The sequence below is a fragment of the Streptomyces luteireticuli genome (genome assembly GCF_041519305.1).
GTDB lineage: Bacteria > Actinomycetota > Actinomycetes > Streptomycetales > Streptomycetaceae > Streptomyces > Streptomyces luteireticuli.
In genome coordinates, this window is the sequence record NZ_CP167928.1 from 205275 (window position 1) to 224945 (window position 19671).

A 19671-nucleotide genomic window follows, 5' to 3' on the forward strand; every position below is an offset into this window, starting at 1 on the left:
ATGGACAAATCAGACACTCCCCGCTTCCACCCAATCTTCACCACCACGCAGCCTCACCACTTTCTGGTCGAAGCTGGTGATGTATAGCCAGCCGTCGTTGCTTAACGCTAGACCGTAGGGACGGTTGAGGTCGGTGATGACGTCGTGGGTAGTGTGTTCGCTACCGTCTGCGCGTACCCTCACCACCTTTCCGTCGCCAGGGCTGGTGATGTATAGCCAGCCATCGTTGCTTAACGCTAGACCGTAGGGACGGTTGAGGTCGGTGATGACGTCGTGGGTAGTGTGTTCGCTGCCGTCTGCGCGTACCTTCACCACCTTTCCGTCGTCAGGGATGGTGATGTATAGCCAGCCGTCGTTGCTTAACGCTAGGTCGTAGGGATGGTTGAGGTTGGTGGCGAAGTTGTGGGTAGTGTGTTCGCTGCCGTCTGCGCGTACCTTCACCACCTTTCCGTCGTCAGGGATGGTGATGTATAGCCAGCCGTCGTTGCTTAACGCTAGGCCGCAGGGATCGTTGAGGTTGGTGGCGATGTAAACGATATCTTTCTCGTTACCGTTTGCGGGCATCCTCAGCACCATTTGTTGGAAGGCGACGTAGATCCAACCGTCGCTCCACGCTATACCCCGGGCAGTGCCGAAGTTGTGATTGGGCTCCGAGTAGGTGATGATGGTCTGGACTTCCTCATTTTTACCGTTCGTGCGCGCCTTCATCACCGTGTGCCCGCCAAAGTTGCTGATGTATAGCCAGCCGTCGTTGCTCAACGCCAGACCCATGGGCTGTACGAGAAGAGAGGTAACGATGTCCTTGGGGATGCGACCATCAGTGATGAAGAGCGGGTTGGTGGCGCCTGAGAAGTTTTCATTCTTGACAGCGCGCACGGCGACGCTGTACCTTCTTTCTTTTAGGTCGGAGGCTACGGTGGTTTTGGCGTCTTTAGCGGACTGTGTGTGCACGTCGGTGGCGGACGTATAAGTGATTTGGTAGGCGGTCTCTTTGTCGGCTTCGGTTGGGGGCTGCCATGATAAAGTTTGACCGTCGGTTTCAATTTTAAGGTTGCTTGGAGGGGAGATTTTCCCTCCTTCGAGGATGATGCGGATGCTGCTGGGATCAGGGTTATTTTCTGTGGGAATCAGTGAGCCATTGTTGCTCATGGTTCCTGCCTTTCAAATGCGAGAGTGACGTGCCTTGAGCCTGACGGACGCGGACTCACGTAGGGTTCGAGAGAGTTCCGGAAGGAAGAGGAATTGTCGAGCAAGTCCCCGAATTATTCGCCTGAGCTGCGGGCCGAGGTTATGAAGGCCGTCCTGGAACCGGTGACAGTCCGCGAAGGCGGCTCGTGCTTTCGACTTGGTCCCGGAAACTGTCCGTACCTGGGTACGGTGGGAAAAGGGGCAGGTCCGGGGGAATACGTCGGAATTACGCGAAGTGCGTGACCGCGCCGGGCTGGTCACCGGACGGACACCGGAAGGTTATTCAGAACTGGTTGATCTTGGTGTGGTCCCGGAGCCTTTTTCACGTGTAGATCATGAGGGTGAGGATCGCTGCGGCGACTGACGTGAGTCTGTTCGGGCTGGTCCGGGTATGCCGGAGGATCCTCCATTGCTTGATCCGGGAGATGGTGCGCTCGACGGGGGCGCGCAGTGCCGCATGCACTTTGTTCGACTTCTTATGCTTGTCGGCGAGTTCGGTGTCCGGGCGGCGCTTGATGACGGTGCCGTCGGCACCCTGGTAGCCCTTGTCCGCGAGGATCTCGAGGTCCAGCTGTGCGCAGACGTCCATGATGTCGTGCTCACGGGTGGCTTTCGCGTCGTGGGTCCCGCCGGCCAGTGAGCCTTTTCCAATCTTAGCTGTGGGTGTGGAGGTTGAGGGTGAGGATGGCGTGGACAGTGGGGGTGATGCGGGTGGTGCTGCAGCGGAGCTTCCGGAGAAGCCGCCAGTTCTTGAGGGTGGCCATGGCGCGTTCGCCGATGGCGCGGATCTTCGCGTGAGCGCGGTTGACGGCCCGCTGGCCGCGGGAGAGGTTCTTCCGGCGGCCTCGGTAGGGGACGCGGACGGTGCCGCCGGCTCCCTGGTAGCCCTTGTCGGCCCAGCAGGTGACGCCGGCTGTGGCGAGGGCGTCGATGATGCCGTGCATCCGGGCGGCCTTGATGTCGTGGACAGTGCCCGGCAGTGCTGGTGAGGCCCAGACGATCCGGCCGACTGGATCGGTGACGACCTGCACGTTCATCCCGTGCCGCTTGTGTTTCCCGGAGTAGTAGGGCCGGTCCGCGGCCACGCGGTCGATGGGCAGGAGGGTCCCGTCGAGGATCACGAACACCTTGCCCGTGGCCGTCTGTACCGCCTGCTGCAGGGTGGGGGCGAGGGCGGCCAGGACGTCGATGCCCTCGTGGACGTAGCGGCAGACGGTGGCGATGCCGATCGCGAAGCCCGCCGCGAGACGGGCGTAGGTGTCACCGCACCGCAGATGCGCCAGGACCACCAGCGCCTGCCGGCCCGCCGACAGTCGCCGCCACCGCGTCCCGGTCTCCCGGCGGCGCACCACCAGCTCACGGGCCAGGAACCGCAGGTGCGAGCTGGACAGATCGATCGCCGACGGGTAGACAAGCACACGAAGCTCCTGGCTGGACACGGTTGATCTTGGTCGACAACCCGTCTACCAGGAGCTTCGTCGTTCCGTCCAGCTCAGCACCCCCACTGCCCCACACCACACCACCAGGTTGGAAAAGGCTCAGTGCGGGGGAGATCCACAGCAGTTTCCCTTTCTCTGCGGCGATGATCTGCAGGTTCACCCCTTCACGGTGGACCTTGCCCGAGAAGTGGCCTTCGGCCCGCACCCGGTCGGTCTCGGCGACGGTGCCGTCCAGCAGGACGTCGCTGTCGGCGTGATGGCTGCGGAGGGCCTCCGTCAACGAGGGCGTGAACGCAGCGAGACACCCGATCGTGTCGTTGACGTAGCGCCATGCCGTGGCCACTCCGATGCCGAAGCCGACGGCGAGCTGTTCGAGAGTGTCGTGCTTACGCAGGTAGACCAGGGTGCACCGGGCCCGGTCGTACGGGCGCAGCCGGCACAGCCGGTCGCCCTCGCACGAAGCGATCACCATCGTGACCAGCTCCAGGAGCTCCTCGTCGACGTCGCATCCGGCAGGATAGGAGAACACGGGGCATCTCCGCAGGTCAGTCCCCCTGATCCCTTCGGGTGCGCCTTGCCGGCGTGAAAACATGGCTGCGGCGCCTGCCCGCCGATGCCGGTAGCTCGTTGGGACGTTGAGCCCGTAGGTCAGTCTGGTGCCGGGGCCGCAGAGGGGCCACGCACTGTTGCCATCGAGCACGCCGGTCAGATTCTCGCTCCCCCCGCGGCCCCCTGGGCAGGCGTCGGCCCGTACGGATCGATACCGGGGAGTGGCGCATGGCGGACACCGACGACAGCGGTGGCGTCGAGGAGATCGAGCAGGCCGAGGAGCTCGTGGCCCGTGTCGCGGCGATCGATATCGCCAAGGCGTCGGGCATGGTCTGTGTGCGGGTGCCGCATGAGGACAAGCCCGGCAAGCGCGTGCAGCGGGTCTTCAACACCGTCGCGACCAGCGGCGCGATCCTGGACCTGGCCGACCACCTGATCTGCCAGGGCGTCACCCGGGTGGTGATGGAGGCGACGTCGACCTATTGGAAGCCGTACTTCTTCCTGCTGGAGTCGCGTGGTCTGGAGTGCTGGCTGGTCAACGCCCGTGACGTCAAGAACGTCCCGGGCCGGCCCAAGACCGACCGCCTGGACGCGGTCTGGCTGGCCAAGCTCACCGAACGCGGCATGCTCCGGCCCTCGTTCGTGCCCCCGAAGCCGGTCCGTGAACTGCGCGATCTGACCCGGGCCCGGGCGGTCATGACGCACGAGCGCACCCGCCACAAGCAGCGCACCGAGAAACTCCTCGAGGACGCCCAGATCAAGCTGTCCACCGTGATCGCCGACATCTTCGGCGTCTCCGGACGCGCGATGCTGGAGGCACTGATCGCGGGCGAGCGCAGCCCCAAGGCCCTGGCGGACCTGGCCCACGGCACGATCAAGGCCAGCCACAGCACCCTGGCCGAGGCCCTGACCGGCCGGTTCGAAGAGCACCACGCATTCATGTGCCGGATGCTGCTGGACACCGTCGACCACCTCACCGTGCAGATCGACAAGCTCACCGCCCGGATCACCCTGCGTCTGACCGAACTGTCCACCACCGAGGACGACGAAGGCCCCGGACAGGGCACCCTGATGCCGATCACCGACACCGAGCGCCTCGACGAGATCCCCGGCGTCGGCCCCGGCACCGCGCAGGTCATCCTCGCCGAGATCGGCCTGGACATGTCGGTCTTCCCCACCGCCGGCCATCTCGTGTCCTGGGCGAAACTCTCCCCACGCACCCTGCAGTCCGGAAACAGGAACACCTCCGGCCCCACCGGCAGGGGCAACCCCTGGCTCCGCGGCGCCCTCGGCGAAGCAGCGATCTCCGCCGCACGGACCGACACTTTCCTCGGCGCCCGCTACCGCAGGATCACCAAACACCGTGGCCACATGAAAGCCCTGGTCGCCGTCGCCCGCTCCATCCTGGTGTCCGTCTGGCACCTCATGAACGACCCGACCGCCCGTTACCGAGACCTCGGCGCCGACTTCCACACCCGCAACCTCGACCCGGGCCGCAAAAGCCGAGACCTCGTCCGCCAGCTCAAGGCCCTCGGCCACGACGTCACCCTCACCCCGGCAGCCGCCTGACAACACTCGACGCTCTCAGCACACGCCACCGGGGGCTACTTCGCCATGCCCACCTGACCGCTGAGTTTTCCGGTCAGGCTAGTTGTGGTGACCTGCCAACCAGCAGGGTGGCCCGTTCGTCACCCCACCGTCAACACCCCGCCACCGCCCCACCCACAAGCCCTAGGGTCAATACTGGTGACTTTGTGAGGCGTGGGTCGTTGGGTGTGGTGTGCCGCGCCCTGGTCAGTTGAAGTCGTCGTCGGGTGAGCGTCTGTCGGACCGGATCGCTCTGGGGGTACTGACGCGGGTGTTCCCGCCGGATCTGGTGAATGAGGTGGTCGCTGAGTGCGGGCGGGTGGAACAGCGGTCGCGTCTGCTGCCGGCCCGCGTGGTGGTGTACTTCGTGCTGGCGATGTGCCTGTTCTCCGGCCAGGGCTATGAAGAAGTCGCCCGGTTGCTGACGCAGGGGCTGGAGCGGGTGCGGCAGTGGGAGAAGCCGTGGCGGGTGCCGACGACCGGGGCGATCGGCCGGGCCCGCCGGAGGCTGGGGCCGGAACCGCTGAAGGTGTTGTTCGACCGGGTGTGCCGACCGGTTGCCGGCCGGCAGACGGCGGGTGCCTGGTATCGCCAGTGGCGGCTGGTCGCGGTGGACGGCACCGTCCTCGACGTCCCGGACACCGACGCCAACACCGAGTTCTTCGGCTGGCCCGGATCAGCGCGTGGGCAGCAGCGGAGCGCGTATCCGCAGGTGAGAGTCGCGGCTCTGGTCGAGTGCGGGACACACGCGGTGTTCGCCGCCGCGACGGGGCCGCTCTCGGTTCATGAACAGCACCTCATTCCCGCCCTGCTCCATCGGCTTCAGCCGGGCATGCTGGTCCTGGCCGACCGGGGCATCACCGGCTTCGAACTGTGGAAAGCAGCCGCGGACACAGGTGCTGATCTGCTGTGGAGAGTCCGCAAGAACATCGTGCTCCCCGTCCTCGAGCACCTCGAAGACGGTTCCTACCTGTCCGAGATCGTCGCCACCGACGACCGCAGCCGACGCTGCCATCCCGCCGTGGTCCGCGTCATCGAGTACACACTCAATGGCCGTGACGACGGCATGGCCTACCGGCTGATCACCACTATCCGCGACCCCGGCAAGGCACCTGCCACCGATCTCGCCGCCTTCTATCACCAGCGGTGGGAGATTGAGAACACTCTCGACAAGATCAAGACCCACCAGGGTGGGCACATCTCGTCCTACGCTCGCGGGATCCCCGCGGTGTCGAGCAGGAGGTCTACGGATTCCTCCTCGTCCACCACGCGCTCCGGGACGTCATGCACCACACCGCCCACCAGGCCGGCCTCGACCCGGACCGGATCTCCTTTACCCGCACCCTCAACGCCACCCGTCGCCATGTCACGGACCAGGCGGCACTTTCCCCCCTCCCGACTCAGCCGGGCCCTGGCACACACCGCCCGTGAACTGCTGGAACGGCTCCTGCCACCCCGCAGACCACGCACCAACCCCCGCGTCATCAAACGCAAGATGTCCAACTGGCACCTCAAACACCCCCACCACCGCAACCCACCCCACCCCCCGGACCCCGTCCCCAGACTGGTGCCACCCACCAAAGCCACCAGCAAACGCCAGAAACATCCTTAGAGGTCATCTCATTTGGTGAGTCTGCGGTAGCAGATGAGGGTGGCGGCGATGCTGGCGAAGGCGAGGAAGTGTTCGGCTTTACGTTCGTAGCGGCGGTGGAGTCGGCGGCATCCGGCGAGCCACGCCATGGTCCGTTCGATGGTCCAGCGGTGGCGTCCCAGACGTTGCGAGCTCTCGATTCCCTTACGGGCGATGCGGGGTGCGATGTGGCGGCTGCGGAGCCATTGCCGCAGGTGGCGGTTGTCGTAGGCCTTGTCGGCGTGGAGTTTGGCGGGCCTGCGCCGGCGTGGCCCACGGCGGGAGCGGACCGGCGGTATGCCTCTTGACGAGGGGTTCGAGCACCTGGCTGTCGTGCAGGTTCGCCCCGGAGATAGCGACCGACAACGGCAGGCCGGTGCGGTCGGTGAGCAGGTGGATCTTCGAGCCGAACTTGCCGCGGTCGACGGGGTTCGGGCCGGTCAGATCCCCTTCTTCACCATACCGCCAAATGAGATGACCTCTTAAAATAGCGGTATTGGCCCTAGTGTGATGCGCCAGAAATCAGAGGCGTAAGTGGCTAGGGAGTCTTGGTGTCGGGCGGGGCGATCTTCGCGAGGTAGTCCGCGAGCGAGTTGAGGATCTCGTCGGCGGTCTTGGTCCAGGTGAAGGGCCGTGGGTTCTCGTTCCACGTCTCGATCCATGCCCTGATGTCGTCTTCCAGGGCCTTCACAGAGCGGTGGACACCGCGGCGGATGAGTTTGTCGGTCAGCAGGCCGAACCACCGCTCCACTTGGTTGAGCCAGGAGGAACCGGTGGGGGTGAAGTGCACGTGGAAGCGGGGATGCCGGCCCAGCCACGTCCTGATCTCGGGGGTGTTGTGGGTGGCGTAGTTGTCGCATACCAGGTGCACATCGAGTTCGCGCGGCACTGCCTTGTCGATCGTGACCAGGAACTTCTTGAACTCGATGGCCCGGTGACGGCGGTGGAGTTCCGATATGACGGTGCCGTCGGCGATGTTGAAGGCGGCGAACAGGCTGGTGATGCCGTGCCGGAAGTAGTCGTGGGTACGCCGCTCGGGCATCCCCGGCATCATCGGCAGGACCGGCTGGGAACGGTCCAGAGCCTGGATCTGGCTCTTCTCGTCCACGCACAGCACTACCGCCTTCTCGGGCGGGTGGTGGTACAGGCCGACGACGTCGACGACCTTGGCGACGAACTGCGGGTCGGTGGAGAGCTTGAAGGTGTCCTGCAAGTGTGGCTTGAGATCGAACCGCTTCCAGATCCGCCCGACCGTCGACTTCGACAGGCCCGAGTGCTTCGCCATGGAGGCCCGCGACCAGTGCGTGTCCCGGCCGGGCGTGGACTCCAGCGTCGCCACGAGGACGTCCTCGACCTGGTCCAGCAGGATCGACGGCGGACGGCCCACGCGCGGCTCGTCCGCCAGTCCGTCCAGACGGCGGGCGATGAAGCGGGACCGCCAGCGGTTCACCGTCGCATGGGCAATGCCCAGCTCGGCGGCGACCTGCTTGTTCGTCCCGCCTTCCGCGCACCGCAGCACGATCTTCGCGCGCAGAGCGAGGTACTGCGCGGTCTTCGCCCGCCTCGCCCAGCGCGTCAGCTGGACATGCTCCTCGTCGGTCAGGACCAGTCCCGCCTTGCGCCGGCCCGGCCGCGGCGCGTCCGTCAGAGCATCCATCCGCCGCTCAGCGAACCGTGTTCGCCACTTGCGGACCGTGTCCGCCGTCACGCCGAGCTTCGCCGCCACACGCACGGTCGGCAGCCCCTCGGCGCAGGCCAGGACAATCCGCGCCCGTTCCGCCAGACGCGCCCCTGCCGCCCCGTCGGCCCACCGCGTCAGCTCCGTGAACTCCTCAGCGGACAACACAATTTCAACAGCACGAGGCCCTGGTGACATGAGAAAACCCTAGCCACTTACGCCTCTGATTTCTGGCGCATCACACTAGGGTGTGTCCGTGACTCGGGTCTTCCAAGATTTTCGTAGCTGGTGATCGTGTGAACTGGTCTGTGGTGCTGGGGTGTTGATGGTGGCAAGCTGTCCGCGTGTGCCATCGAGCTGGAGGACCTGCTGCCGCAGCTGGCCGCGGTGCAGGTCGAGACGGTTGAGGCCGGCGGGGATCTGGTACGGATCACGGCGCGGACGCGTGCCGGTGTCCCGGTGGCTTGTCCGGGGTGCGGGCAGGCGTCGGACTGGGAGCACTCCCGGTATGTGCGGCATGTCGCGGACGAGGCGGTGGGCGGACGCCCCGTCGTGATCGACTTGTCGGTACGCCGCTTGTACTGCGAGAACCCGGACTGTTCCAGGAAGACGTTCGCCGAGCAGGTGGACGGGCTGACCGTGCGCTACCAGCGGCGGACCTCGGCCCTGCAGCGGGTGGTGGAGGCGGTCGGGGTGGCGCTGGCGGGCTCGGCCGGGGCCCGGCTCCTCGCCGTGCTGCACTACGCGGTGGCCTGGGCGAGCGTGCTGAACTGTCTGCTGCGCATCCCGTTGCCCGCCGTGACCATGCCGCAGGTGCTGGGCATCGACGAGTTCGCGCTGTGCCGAGGGCACCGCTACGCGACGATCCTGATCGACGCCGAGACCGGCAGGCGTGTCGAGGTCCTGCCCGACCGCAGGACCGAGACGGTGACCGCCTGGCTCACGGCCCACCCCGGCACCTCGGTGGTGTGCCGGGACGGAGCCGGCACCTTCGCCCAGGCCGTCACCGCCGCCGACCCCGCCATCGTGCACGTGCTGGACCGCTGGCACCTGTGGCACGGACTGGCCGAGGCGGCAGCCAAGGAGGTCGCCGCGCACAGCTCCTGCTGGGCCAAGATCGGCCCGCCGCTGCACGAGGGCAAGCGCGCTGCCAGCACCCGCGAGCGCTGGCAGCAGATCCACCAGCTCCTGGACGCCGGCGTCGGCCTGCTGGAATGCTCCCGCCGCCTGGACCTGGCCCTGAACACCGTCAAACGCTACGCCCGCCACGCCGAGCCCGAGCGCATGGTCCGCGCCCCGAACTACCGGCCCACCCTGGTCGACCCCTACCGCGACCACCTGCGACGGCGCCGCGCCGAGGATCCCGCGGTGCCCGTCACCCACCTCCTGCACGAGATCCGCGAACAGGGCTACACCGGCAGCGCCAACCTCCTGGTCCGCTACATCACCCAGGGCCGCGTCGAGGCCGACCACTCCGCCCTCTCCCCACGCCGGGCCGCCCGCTACCTGCTCACCGACCCCGCCCACCTGCGCGAAGACCAGCAGGTGTTGCGTGACCAGCTCGCCGGCGCCTGCCCGCAGATGACCCAGCTCGCCGCCGCCGTGACCGGCTTCGCCGCCCTCCTCGCCCCACGCGCAGGCAACGACGAGGCCCTGACCGGCTGGATCACCCGCGTCCGCGCAGCCGACCTGCCCTTCCTCCATGCCTACGCCACCGGCCTGGAACGTGACCGCGCCGCCGTCGACGCCGGCCTCACCCTGCCCTTCCACAACGGGCGCACCGAGGGCGTCAACCACAAGATCAAACTCCTCAAGCGCCAGACCTACGGCCGGGCCGGCTTCCCGCTCCTCCGCCACCGCATCCTGCTCAACTGACACTCCAGCGAGCCCGGCGATCACCAACTACGAAAATCTTGGAAGACCCCGTGACTCCGTGTAAGTCCTGGGGTTTCAGTTGAGGGTAATACGGTCCTGGAAGTAGATCGAGAACGCGTTCAGCGCGGCCTTCCAGTGCGGCGCGACGTGTGTCTTGCTGCGGGTCTTCGGCTCGATCAGCTCGCGGATGGCCAGGTAGAGCACCTTGACCGCGGCCTGTTCCGTCGGGAAGTGGCCGCGGTTGCGGGTGACTTTCCGCAGCCGCGCGTTGATCGACTCGATCATGTTGGTGCTGTAGATCACCTTTCTGATCTCGGGCGGGAAGGCCAGGTAGGGCACGAAGTCCTGCCATGCCTGGGACCAAGTGCGGACCACAGCGGGGTACTTGTGTCCCAGGTCAGAGGCGGTGAACTCCTCCATCGCCTGCTCGGCGGCCTGTTCGGTCGGCGCCGTGTAGATCTTCCGCAGCGCCGGCACGCGCTTGCCGTGATCGGCCTTCGACGCGTATCGAAGAGAAGCCCTGACCAGGTGAAGCCGTCAAGAAACAACCTGGTGGTTATCGGCGCCGACTGAGGTGAGCAGGTCGGCTGCGGTGGGGTGGCGGTGGCCGGCGGGGGCGATGTCGATGCGATGGTCGTCGAGGATCGACAGGACGTCGCGGATCGCGTTCCACAGGGGTGCTTGCAGACGCCGAACAGCTCGGCGAGAGCGTCGAGGCCGCAGACACGGCGGCGGTAGAGGATCGTGGCGAGGATCCGGTCGCCGTCGGTGATCTTCTGCCGGAACACGCCGCCGCGGGTGCCCGGACGCCGGTTGCCGCCGCGCTGGCGGTGCCTGCGCTCTTCGATCGTGGCGGCATAGGGCACGATCAGCTCTTCGAGCAAGGCATGCAGTGCCTCGCGGGACATGCCGGTCAGAGCCGGGTTCGTCAGCGCCTGGCGGGTCGGTGTCGCGGGAGCATGCTCGGCCGGGCCGCTGCCGGTGGCCCAGGCGCGGAGGTCTTCGGCACGGGTGAAGTAGCGCACGACGGTGGGCGTGATGCTGATTTTCCGTTCGTCCAGCAGCTTCCGGGTGGCCTTGATGCCGTGGCCGACGGGTTCATCCCGAGCAGGTCGCCCAGCACCTTCTGCGGGCAGACCTGCCGTAGGTAGATGACGGTGAGCAGGACTTCGTCCGCATCTGACAACAGGGATCGGCTGCGGCCGGTGGTGGCGACGCGTCTTCCCTTGCGGAGCATGTAACGGTGTTGTTCGGCCGCTGCCGCCTGGGCCGGGGCCAACTGGGCCCGCAGCGATTCCAGTTCGTCTGGGCTCATGCCGGTCAGGCGGGGGTCGGCGAGCATCTGCAGGGCCCCGGCGCGGGCCTTTGCCCGTTCGTCGGCGCGCGGTGCGGGGGCGGTGGTGCCGGTCGGGTAGGAGCCCTCGTCGAGAGCGGCCTCGACACGCAGTCCGCTTCGGGTCGTGGTCGCGGCGATCGTGTTGAGAACGACCTCGTGGCTGGTCAGGGGGCGTCCGCGCCAGTTCATGGTGATGTGGGAGAACAGCCGGTGCTCGATTTTGTTCCATTTCGACGTACCCAGACGTACCCGGAGGAAAGTGACAGACCGTCACTGTCAGGCCGGCATCGGCGGCGAACGCGGCCAGTTCGGCCTTCCATACCCGGTAGCGGTAGCTGTTGGAGCCCCCGGCGTCCGCGGTGATCAGCAGCCGGGATGCCGCGGGGTAGTCGTACTGGCCGCGCGCCTGCCACCAGCGTCGGATCGACGAGGCGGCGAATGTGGCGGTGTTGTGGTCGGTGCCGACGTTCACCCAGCCGGTGTTCGCGGCCATGTCGTAGATCCCGTACGGGATCACGGACTCCACGTGCGGGCCGGCGAAGAAGCTGTGGTCCCTCGACTTCAACGGGCTGTCCGGCCGGCCGCCATTCTCGCCCGGGCATCGGCAGCTGCCCGATCTGTTCCTTCTTCTTCGCGTCCACGCTGATCACCGGCTCGCCCGCGGCCTGGTGTTCCTTGACCTGCTCGTTGATATAGTGGAACTGCGCGTCCCGGTCCGGGTGTTGATCGCCTTCCAGGGTCTTGGCGGTGCCCTGCAGACTGAACCCCTGCTCTTTGAGCAGCCGACCCACCGTGGGCGCGGTCACCCGATGCCCTTGCCGGGACAACTCGGTGGCCAGGTGCCGCAGCGACTTCGTCGTCCAGCGCAACGGCGACATCGGATCACCGCGCTCATCCGGCTCGACCAGCGCCATCAGCGCCGGAACCAGCCGGGGGCCGACCGCCTCGGCCCGCATCCGCCCGCCACCAGGACGCCGGACACGTCCCTCGGGCAGCGGATCGGCCCCGGCCTCGAGTTCCCATACGCCCTTGCGGACAGTCGTCTCGCTGACCTCGGCTATCCGCGCAACCACACCGACGCCTCCATGCCCGAGCAGCCGGGCCTCGGTCGCCAGCGCCAGACGCCGCTGACGCTCGTTCAGATGCGGGAACAGAACATCGAACCGCCGCGCCAACTGGACGCGAACCTCGTCGGATATGCGCATACCACATCAACGAGATCGTCTCCGCGAAGCAACGCGTTGTTTCTTGACGGCTTCACCTGGTCAGGGCTTCTCTTCGATACGCGTCGAAGGCCGATCACGGCAAGCGCGTGCCGGCGCTGCGGAAGATCTACACGGCGCCGACCGAACAGGCCGCCGAGCAGGCGATGGAGGAGTTCACCGCCTCTGACCTGGGACACAAGTACCCCGCTGTGGTCCGCACTTGGTCCCAGGCATGGCAGGACTTCGTGCCCTACCTGGCCTTCCCGCCCGAGATCAGAAAGGTGATCTACAGCACCAACATGATCGAGTCGATCAACGCGCGGCTGCGGAAAGTCACCCGCAACCGCGGCCACTTCCCGACGGAACAGGCCGCGGTCAAGGTGCTCTACCTGGCCATCCGCGAGCTGATCGAGCCGAAGACCCGCAGCAAGACACACGTCGCGCCGCACTGGAAGGCCGCGCTGAACGCGTTCTCGATCTACTTCCAGGACCGTATTACCCTCAACTGAAACCCCAGGACTTACACGGAGTCACGGACACACCCGACCCGATCAATGTGAGGGCTGTACCTTCCATGACTGGCCGGGCTCGATTTTGGCATTGGCCGGGGTGGTGATGGTGAAGGAGGGGGGATTGCTTGACGAACTCGACCACTCCACGGTGATGTCACCGGATCCTGCCTGGTGGGGCAACGCGTAATGATAGGTCGCACGCCCTGTCATTTTATCGGAGGTGGTGTCGACAACGGCTGAAAAATGCGCTACCGCTGGGATACTAAGAGGTGGTTCCGAGGCCCAGTATGCATTTTGCAGGTCCTTTATAACGTAGGACAGGGTAACGGGGAGGCGGTTGTGGATCGTGACGCTGACCTGACGGTGAGAGGTGTCTCTGAGGGCGATCTGCGCGCGGGCCCTCAAACCGCCCCCTTTCTGGTCTGCACTCCTGGCTACTGGCTCGTTCGGAGGGAGATCGTTGCCGTCGAGGGTGAGCTGGACTTTGTTCGTGCTGGAACAGGTGTAGGTGACGGTGCCGTTGGGAGCGGCGCTCCACTTGAGTGTGGCGGAGTGTATGTCGGAGGTGTGGGCGGTGGCGGTGGCCGTGTACAGGACGGTGCCGGACATCGGGTCCTTGAAGTTGGCTGCTGTTGCGTTCAGGACAAGGTCCTTGACCGTGGGTGCCTCCTTAGTGCCTGTGGGCTGAGACGGCACCGCTATCCATTGGTCCTTGCTGATGTCCGTTGCTTGGATGGTAAGCGAGCGTTGGAGCGACGTGCCGAGTGTGAGGGTGAGGTCTGGGTGTGCGTTCTGGCCGCTTCCGCCGAGGACCTTTCCGGTGATCATGGCGGGAAGGGTTGTTCCCCGGTCTGGGGACAAGACATGGTCACCGCCTGTGAGTCTGGCGGAGACCTGTTCTGTGGCAGTCAGAGTGTAAGTGTTGTCGCCGGAGGGTGGGTTGATCCAGGTCAGGGTTGCGCTTTCCGATGTGCCAGGCAGTTGGAAAGTGACGGACCCGCTGAGGGTGACGTCCCGTTCTGAGGCCTGACAGGCCAGGATGGTGTTGCTGTTGATGGTGACGGGGGGCTCCTTGAACCAGATCCCACCGGACAGGCCCGGGTGGAGCACGGTCCAGCCGTAGCTTGAGTTATTGACGGTGAGTTTCAGCCCGCGGTCCGCGCCGGTGCCTCCTTGCAGGTCGAGGACCGTGGAGTCGAAGTAGCGAATTGTGTTGATGGACAGGTCCAGAGTGCCCAGGTAAGGGAGCCAGGGGCCCTGGGGCTCTCCGGGAGCGGTGAGGTCGGGCTCTGCGCGCAGGCGGATGGTGGGTACTGTGCCAAGGGCGGCTGCGATGTCGCCTGGTGTCGGGAGGCGGAGGAGGGGCCAGCCGTTGTGGTGGGGGCCGCCGGTCGCCGGGTGGAGTGCGTCGATGAGTGTGGCACGGATCCGGTCGCGCAGTTGTGGGTAGCCCCGGGCGGGGATGTCGGTGATTAGGTCGGCGGTGACTTTCACGGGTCGGCAGACGGGGCCCGCGAGCTGGAGGCGTGTGCCCAGTAACCGCAGCCGGTCCAGTAGCTCACGTGCGGCGCTGAGCAGGGGAGCGGTGACCCGGAGGGAGCGTGGGGAGGGTGGGGTACCGAGCGGCAGTTCCGGGATGAGGACGACACGTAGGTCGTAGTGTTCCGGGGCGTCTGATGGGAGGCATACGGCCTTGGCCAGGCCTGGAAGGCGCTCGTGCAGTACCTGTGTGATGTCGTCATCGGTGACGGCCCGGGCGGGTAGGTTGATGCCGACGGCAGCGTTGCGGAGTAGATCCTCGGGGGTTTCCGGATCACTGCCACCGACAGCAGGGGCGAGGTTGGTCACGTCGATCAGGCTGGAGCTGTCTCCGGGCAAGTTCAGGCAAGTCAGGGTGTGGGCAGCGACGTTGCCACCGGAACCTTTGGTGACATCGGCTTCGAGGGTGACCTCCGCGTTTGGTTCCGGGACCCGCCCGCATTGTTTGGCGCCCTGGCTGGTGGTGATGAGGGGGCCGAATCGGAGGGTATTCGCGGCCGGGTCGAGGATGTAGTAAGGCGTGTCGGGGCCGGCGGTGGCGAACGACTCGGACTGGGTCCACGTCTGTGTCGGATAGCCTCCACCACGGGACACGAGGACCTCCGCGGACGACAGGGTTTCAGGCGCCAGGAAGCTGGCGATGGCAAGGCACTGACCGGGAGCACCGGTCGAAGTCCAGCGTTGCTTGGAGGCACGTGTGCTCTGGACGGCTGGGACCGGTTCGGAGATGGCGTCGGCCGGTGTAAGGGAGGCGATCGACCACGTCGCGCTCGGCGGACCGTCGACCGTGACCCGCAGGGCAAGAAGTCCCATGGATCCCTCTCCGGTGAAGGACGGCCTTGTCTTGTCCGGGTACCGGCGTCCCGTCAGCCGGAGCGCAGGCTTGATCAGCACCCGCTGCTCCACAGGTGTGGGGAATGTGAAGGGTGCGGGAACGGAGAGCCGGCCGGGCATGCCGTTGTCGAGGGCGTTCATGGGCACCCAGCCTTTGGAGATGCTGAGTGTCTCCCAGTGCACGGTGGCCGACTGCTCCGCTGTGGGCGGGTTCAGTGACAGCGCCATGTAGAGGGTGAGGAGTTTTCCCGGCCCTGGGTCGGGGACCAGGACCAAGGCGCCGTTGCCTGTGCTGTGATCGCCTGCCGATCCCCTGCCGACCGGCATGATGGCATCAAGATCGAGGGTCTCGGAATAGTCCTGGCTGTCGGCGGTGGGGAACCTGCTGCCGCTGGGGCGGCCGTAGGCGTAGATGGAGTGGGCGGGGAGTACGGCAGATTCCAGCATGGTGAAGCCGATGACGGGACTTGCTTGGGGATCGGTGGTCACGATGGTCCCCGCCGGGATCGTGATTGGTTCTGCGGCTGTGGTGCCGGGTGTGCGGGTGAAGGTCAGCAGGGTGCGTGCGGCGGTGGCCGGGCGGGGTGGCGGGGCCAGGAGTTTCAGCCAGGCGTCGCGTACGGCGACGGGTATCCGGCCGAGTTGGTAGGAGAGTTTGTCGGCCTCGGTGGCACAGGCTTCCAGCAGTGTGATGCCGGGGTCCGATGCGTTGTGGTCGGTCCACTGCGGGTACAGGGCTGGGATCAGCCGTCGTGCATCGTCCACGAGGTCCTGGAATCGCAGCGTGTCCAGTGTGGTCTGTTCTTCTGCGGTCCCGGCAGGATCGGATCCGGCCGGGGCAGGGGAGGAGTTGTCGGGTGGGGGAGGAGAAACGGTCATGGCGTGTCCCGAGCGTGTGCGGGGATGACGTAGAAGGGGAAGACGAGGTTGCGCGGATCGTTGCTGCCGCGTGGGTGGTACCGGATGTCGATGTACACCCGTTCTTGAGCAGTTTCGTCGCCGAGGACGCTCACGTCGTCGATCTCCGCGCGCGGCTCCCACCGTTCCAGTGCCTGTCTGACGGTCTGTTCCATCAGCCCTGCGGTACTGGCATTGACGGGGGCGAACACCAGGTCGTGGATGGCACAGCCGAACTCCGGGCGCATGGGGCGCTCGCCGGGCGCAGTGGCGAGGATGAGGTACATGGCCTGTTCGATGTCGTCCGTACCCGTGGCGAGCCGCGCATTCCCGTCGGGTTCCTCTTCTGCGGGGAAGGCCCATCCGGCCCCGATGATGTCAGGAACAGACATGGTTTCCTCTCTTTCCCTGCCGTTCAGTTGATGTCGACTGTGGACCCGCCGATTTTCACACCATTCTCGGACTTCATGGCGACTCCCAGGTCTCCGCTCAGATTCAGGTTTTTTTGGGCCGTCATCTCCATTTTTTCGGTGGCCTTGAGGCTGATGTTTGTCCCTGTGATGGCGATGCTGCCGTCTTTTCCTCCGGAGATGCTGAGCGTGTTGGTCTTTTGGTCGAGCTTGATCTCCTGTTTGTCTTTTCCTGAGGTGATCTGGGCGCACTTTTTGTTCCGGTCGAGGAGGATCTTGACTTGATCGGCGTCGTTGTCGGTGCCGGAGGCGAGTACGGCTTGCTGGCCTTTGTGGTCGAGGGTGAGTGAGATGCCGGTTTGGCTGTCGGTTCCTGCGTTGAGGGTGAGGAGGTTTCTTTTCTGACTGAGGAGGATCTTGACCTGCTCTTTGTCCTGGTCGGTGCCGGAGGCGAGTGTGGCTTCTTTTTCTTTGTGGCTGAGGGTGAGCGAGACCGTGGTCTTGTCATCGGTTCCTGCACTGAGGGTAAGGATTTTTCCGCCCTGGTCGAGCAGGATTTTGACTTGCTCTTTTTCTTGGTCTTTTTCGGTGCCGGAGGCGAGTACGGCATGCTTTTTGGCGTGGTCGAGGGTGAGGGAGACGGCGTTGTCGTCCGTTCCAGAGAAGACGGTGACAGCTTTGGCGGACCGGTCCAGCAGGAGCGAGGAGCGGTCGGGGTCCTTGCCGGTGATCAGGCGGATGCCTTGTGCGCCTTTGGCCGGGGTGAGGATTTCGATGCGGTCCCCGTCCCGGGAAGCCAGCGACCGGCGGTTGGCCTTCCCTGTTTTGGGGTCGACTAGATCCACGCCGTCGTGCTCGCTGGGCGTGTCCTGTCCGTTGTAGAGGCCGCCGAGTACGAACGGGCGGTCCAGACGGCCGTGTTCGAAGCCCACCAGCACTTCGTCGCCCGGCTCCAGGGGCAGGACGCCTCCGCCCCCTACCCCTCCGTACTGCACACTTCGTGTCCAGTCCGTCACATACGTGGGCCCCATCCAGGGGAAGTTGAGCCGCACCATGCCGTGCTGGCCCTCGTGCGGTTCCTTGGTATCGGTGACGACCGCGATCGCCACCCCGTGGGCGGACAACGGAGCAGGCGGTGGAACCGGTCCTGCGGGCACGGCACCCACCAGCACTCTTGTGCGGAACACCGCGGTTCCCGGCGCACTGAGATCGATCCGGTGCTGGCAAGACGACACCGTGTACAGGCCGTTGAACGGTTCGCCGACACCAGTCACGGTGACCATTTCTCCTGCCTTCAGCCGGGCATGGCCGACGGCTTCCGCTTCCAGTTCCGCGAAGGCGGCCGCGCAGTCGTCGGCCAGGGCACGCGCGGCGGTGTCCACATCATGGCCTGTGGCGTAGGGCCGGCCGCTCACCAGCAGTACCGAGTCCTCGCCCGTTTTGAAAGGAGTGCTGGTGTCGGCGGAGGTGATGCCCACCTTCACCCGGTCTTTTCCTTGAACCTTCTCGGATTTGGCGAGGGCTTTCTTGGCTTTCACTTCCCAGCCTCGCACATTGACCGCGTCGACTTGACCGATGGAGGTCAGCTGGGCCCGCAGGGACAGCAGATTCTTCCCTCGTTCCAGGGCAAAAGGGACTGATGCCTGTTTCCCTGCCGCGCGTCGCAGACACAGCACGTTCCCGGCGGCCCCTTCCACGCTCACCCGCAGCCCCCGTTCGCAGGCAAGGTGCTGGAGCATCTCCCAGTCGGTGACATTGGGCTGGGCTAGATAGGGAATCGCTTGCTCGTCGGCCTCTACCTCCCCGCATCTCAGCCCAGCCCGGCTGGCAGCAGCACCGACGACTTTCTTCACTGTGGTGTCCGCGTAGGTCAGTACACGCCGGCCTCGGGACAGACGGTGACCTCCGTCCATCGCCCACACTGCGGTGAACGTTCCGTCCTGGGTGTCAGCAGAGGTCTCCAAGGCCGTCACCTCTCCGGCAAACACCTGCTCCGCAGGTCCGTCCGAGGTCAAGAAACCGATCGTGAGCTGCACACCGATCTTTGCCTTCAAGGTCCCCAGCAGCAGATGGAAAGGGTCCTTGAAGCGCAGGTAAGCCTTGGCAGGTTGGGCCAGTGAGGTGTCGACACACACCTCTGTCAGAGCCTGTACCCACTGCGGGGCAAGGTTCGCACCGGCCAGCTGCACCACCGCCTCGGCCGTGTTAGGCACGCCGTCCACCCCCCAGAGCGCGCAGTGGGGAGGGCAGCACCAGCTGACGCCCCGCCTCCACCAGATTCGGGTCATCCACTCTGTTGAAATGCGCGATATCCCGCCAACGGGTCGGATCCCCATACAGGTTGTAGGCGACCGAAGCGAGGGTCTCTCCGCGCAGCATGCTGTGGGCAGCAGTTCCGCCCGCTCCGCTGGCCGTGGGACTCTGCTCCTTGCGTACCTCGCCTTTCTCCTCCAGACTCACCGAACACTGGGCCCTCAATGGCAACCCGTCCGGAGCGAACATGGTGTAACTGACGCTGACATGGGAAACAACAGCGGTGAAGGCAACTGTCTTCAGTTTCCCCCACTGCAGCCGCACCCATGGAGGCGAGCTCTGCTGGAGCTTGACGCTTTGAGGAGTAGGGGAGCAGCAACCCATCAGGAGCTCGACGATATCCTGGACAGTTCTCTTCCCCATGCTGGAATCGAGGAAAATATCCAGACTCATCGACCGGGGCTGCGCCCCGGAGAATTCTGGCGGGGTTGCGTCCGGGGAATCCGTCGATAAATGCCGTGGCCAGCTCGATTGCTTGCTGACCTGCAACTGCTCGGGGTTGAAATGAAACTCCAGCCGGTCGTATTCCTTTCCGGGCGTATTTGCCCCCGGCGGCGGAGGTTCAAGCAGGACGAGTGCGGCACGCTCCAGGGCACCGCCGGGAGGGAATGACAACACGGCAACATCCTTCTCTGTCGTAGACGAGGAAGACGGCGAGACTCCCGACCGGGCCACTCGA

Annotated in this window: 13 protein-coding genes and 3 pseudogenes; 4 read left to right on the plus strand and 12 right to left on the minus strand. The window is 65.5% G+C overall.

The features are described from left to right. Positions 1-9 precede the first annotated feature (9 nt). The 4 genes from AB8735_RS36540 to AB8735_RS36555 all read right to left on the minus strand — a co-directional run bounded on the left by AB8735_RS36540 (position 10) and on the right by AB8735_RS36555 (position 3156). Positions 10-1149 carry a fibronectin type III domain-containing protein gene (locus AB8735_RS36540; RefSeq protein ID WP_372412151.1) on the minus strand — a complete coding sequence of 380 codons (1140 nt, stop codon included), beginning with the start codon at positions 1147-1149 and terminating at the stop codon, positions 10-12. Positions 1150-1510: 361 nt separating this feature from the next. Continuing rightward, on the minus strand, positions 1511-1885 hold the full coding sequence (locus tag AB8735_RS36545; protein WP_372412460.1) for a transposase family protein: 375 nt from the start codon (positions 1883-1885) through the stop codon (positions 1511-1513). Next, entirely contained in the window at positions 1842-2606 is a 765-nt protein-coding gene (locus AB8735_RS36550; protein ID WP_372412137.1) for a transposase family protein, read from the minus strand. The genes AB8735_RS36545 and AB8735_RS36550 overlap by 44 nt, the downstream gene beginning before the upstream one ends. Further along, entirely contained in the window at positions 2545-3156 is a 612-nt protein-coding gene (locus AB8735_RS36555; protein WP_372412152.1) for a transposase family protein, read from the minus strand. Before AB8735_RS36555 ends, AB8735_RS36550 begins: the two co-directional genes overlap by 62 nt. Before the next feature lie 248 nt (positions 3157-3404). On the opposite strand from AB8735_RS36555, the gene AB8735_RS36560 reads away from it, so the two are divergent. Together AB8735_RS36560 and AB8735_RS36565 are read left to right on the plus strand one after the other, a co-directional pair. Beyond that, a complete protein-coding gene (locus AB8735_RS36560) occupies positions 3405-4745 on the plus strand; it encodes an IS110 family transposase (RefSeq protein ID WP_372406596.1) in 1341 nt (446 codons plus the stop codon). 211 nt (positions 4746-4956) lie between these two features. Next, a pseudogene (locus AB8735_RS36565) lies at positions 4957-6194 on the plus strand (IS4 family transposase). Between the two features lie 189 nt (positions 6195-6383). On the opposite strand, the pseudogene AB8735_RS36570 reads toward AB8735_RS36565, so the two are convergent. Then, positions 6384-6843: pseudogene (locus AB8735_RS36570) on the minus strand (IS5 family transposase); the annotation flags it as partial. 88 nt (positions 6844-6931) lie between these two features. Beyond that, positions 6932-8269 (minus strand): IS630 family transposase, encoded by a 1338-nt coding sequence (locus AB8735_RS36575; protein ID WP_372406756.1) that lies wholly within the window; start codon positions 8267-8269, stop codon positions 6932-6934. A 168-nt stretch (positions 8270-8437) separates the two neighbouring features. Between AB8735_RS36575 and AB8735_RS36580 the strand changes: the two genes are divergently transcribed. Beyond that, positions 8438-9946: an ISL3 family transposase gene (locus tag AB8735_RS36580; protein WP_372411837.1), complete on the plus strand. Its 1509-nt coding sequence runs from the start codon at positions 8438-8440 to the stop codon at positions 9944-9946. Positions 9947-10021: 75 nt separating this feature from the next. Here the strand turns inward: AB8735_RS36580 and AB8735_RS36585 are convergent, their stop codons facing one another. Further along, on the minus strand, positions 10022-10474 hold the full coding sequence (locus AB8735_RS36585) for a transposase (protein ID WP_372412462.1): 453 nt from the start codon (positions 10472-10474) through the stop codon (positions 10022-10024). Positions 10475-10483: 9 nt separating this feature from the next. Then, positions 10484-12487: pseudogene (locus tag AB8735_RS36590) on the minus strand (ISAzo13 family transposase). A gap of 56 nt (positions 12488-12543) precedes the next feature. Between AB8735_RS36590 and AB8735_RS36595 the strand changes: the two are divergent. Beyond that, the gene (locus AB8735_RS36595; protein WP_372412462.1) at positions 12544-12996 is read left to right on the plus strand and encodes a transposase; all 453 of its coding nucleotides are present in this window, start codon (positions 12544-12546) and stop codon (positions 12994-12996) included. 42 nt (positions 12997-13038) lie between these two features. On the opposite strand, the gene AB8735_RS36600 is transcribed toward AB8735_RS36595, so the two are convergent. Genes AB8735_RS36600 through AB8735_RS36615 form a run of 4 tightly spaced genes read right to left on the minus strand, consistent with a single transcriptional unit; the run spans position 13039 to position 19610 of the window. Beyond that, positions 13039-16251: a hypothetical protein gene (locus AB8735_RS36600; protein WP_372412153.1), complete on the minus strand. Its 3213-nt coding sequence runs from the start codon at positions 16249-16251 to the stop codon at positions 13039-13041. Further along, positions 16248-16661, minus strand: a complete 414-nt coding sequence (locus tag AB8735_RS36605; protein ID WP_372412155.1) for a GPW/gp25 family protein — start codon at positions 16659-16661, stop codon at positions 16248-16250. The genes AB8735_RS36600 and AB8735_RS36605 overlap by 4 nt, the downstream gene beginning before the upstream one ends. Positions 16662-16684: 23 nt before the next feature. Continuing rightward, a complete protein-coding gene (locus AB8735_RS36610) occupies positions 16685-18892 on the minus strand; it encodes a VgrG-related protein (protein WP_372412156.1) in 2208 nt (735 codons plus the stop codon). Next, positions 18885-19610, minus strand: coding sequence for a peptidase M23 (locus AB8735_RS36615; RefSeq protein ID WP_372412157.1), 726 nt, complete (start codon positions 19608-19610; stop codon positions 18885-18887). The genes AB8735_RS36610 and AB8735_RS36615 overlap by 8 nt, the downstream gene beginning before the upstream one ends. Between the last annotated feature and the right edge of the window lie 61 nt (positions 19611-19671).

Bases quoted from the DNA above. Each gene is read 5' to 3' on its own strand.
- AB8735_RS36540 (WP_372412151.1), bottom strand. From the start codon at position 1,149: ATGAGCAACAATGGCTCACTGATTCCCACAGAAAATAACCCTGATCCC.
- AB8735_RS36560 (WP_372406596.1), top strand. From the start codon at position 3,405: ATGGCGGACACCGACGACAGCGGTGGCGTCGAGGAGATCGAGCAGGCC.
- AB8735_RS36575 (WP_372406756.1), bottom strand. From the start codon at position 8,269: ATGTCACCAGGGCCTCGTGCTGTTGAAATTGTGTTGTCCGCTGAGGAG.
- AB8735_RS36600 (WP_372412153.1), bottom strand. From the start codon at position 16,251: ATGACCGTTTCTCCTCCCCCACCCGACAACTCCTCCCCTGCCCCGGCC.
- AB8735_RS36605 (WP_372412155.1), bottom strand. From the start codon at position 16,661: ATGTCTGTTCCTGACATCATCGGGGCCGGATGGGCCTTCCCCGCAGAA.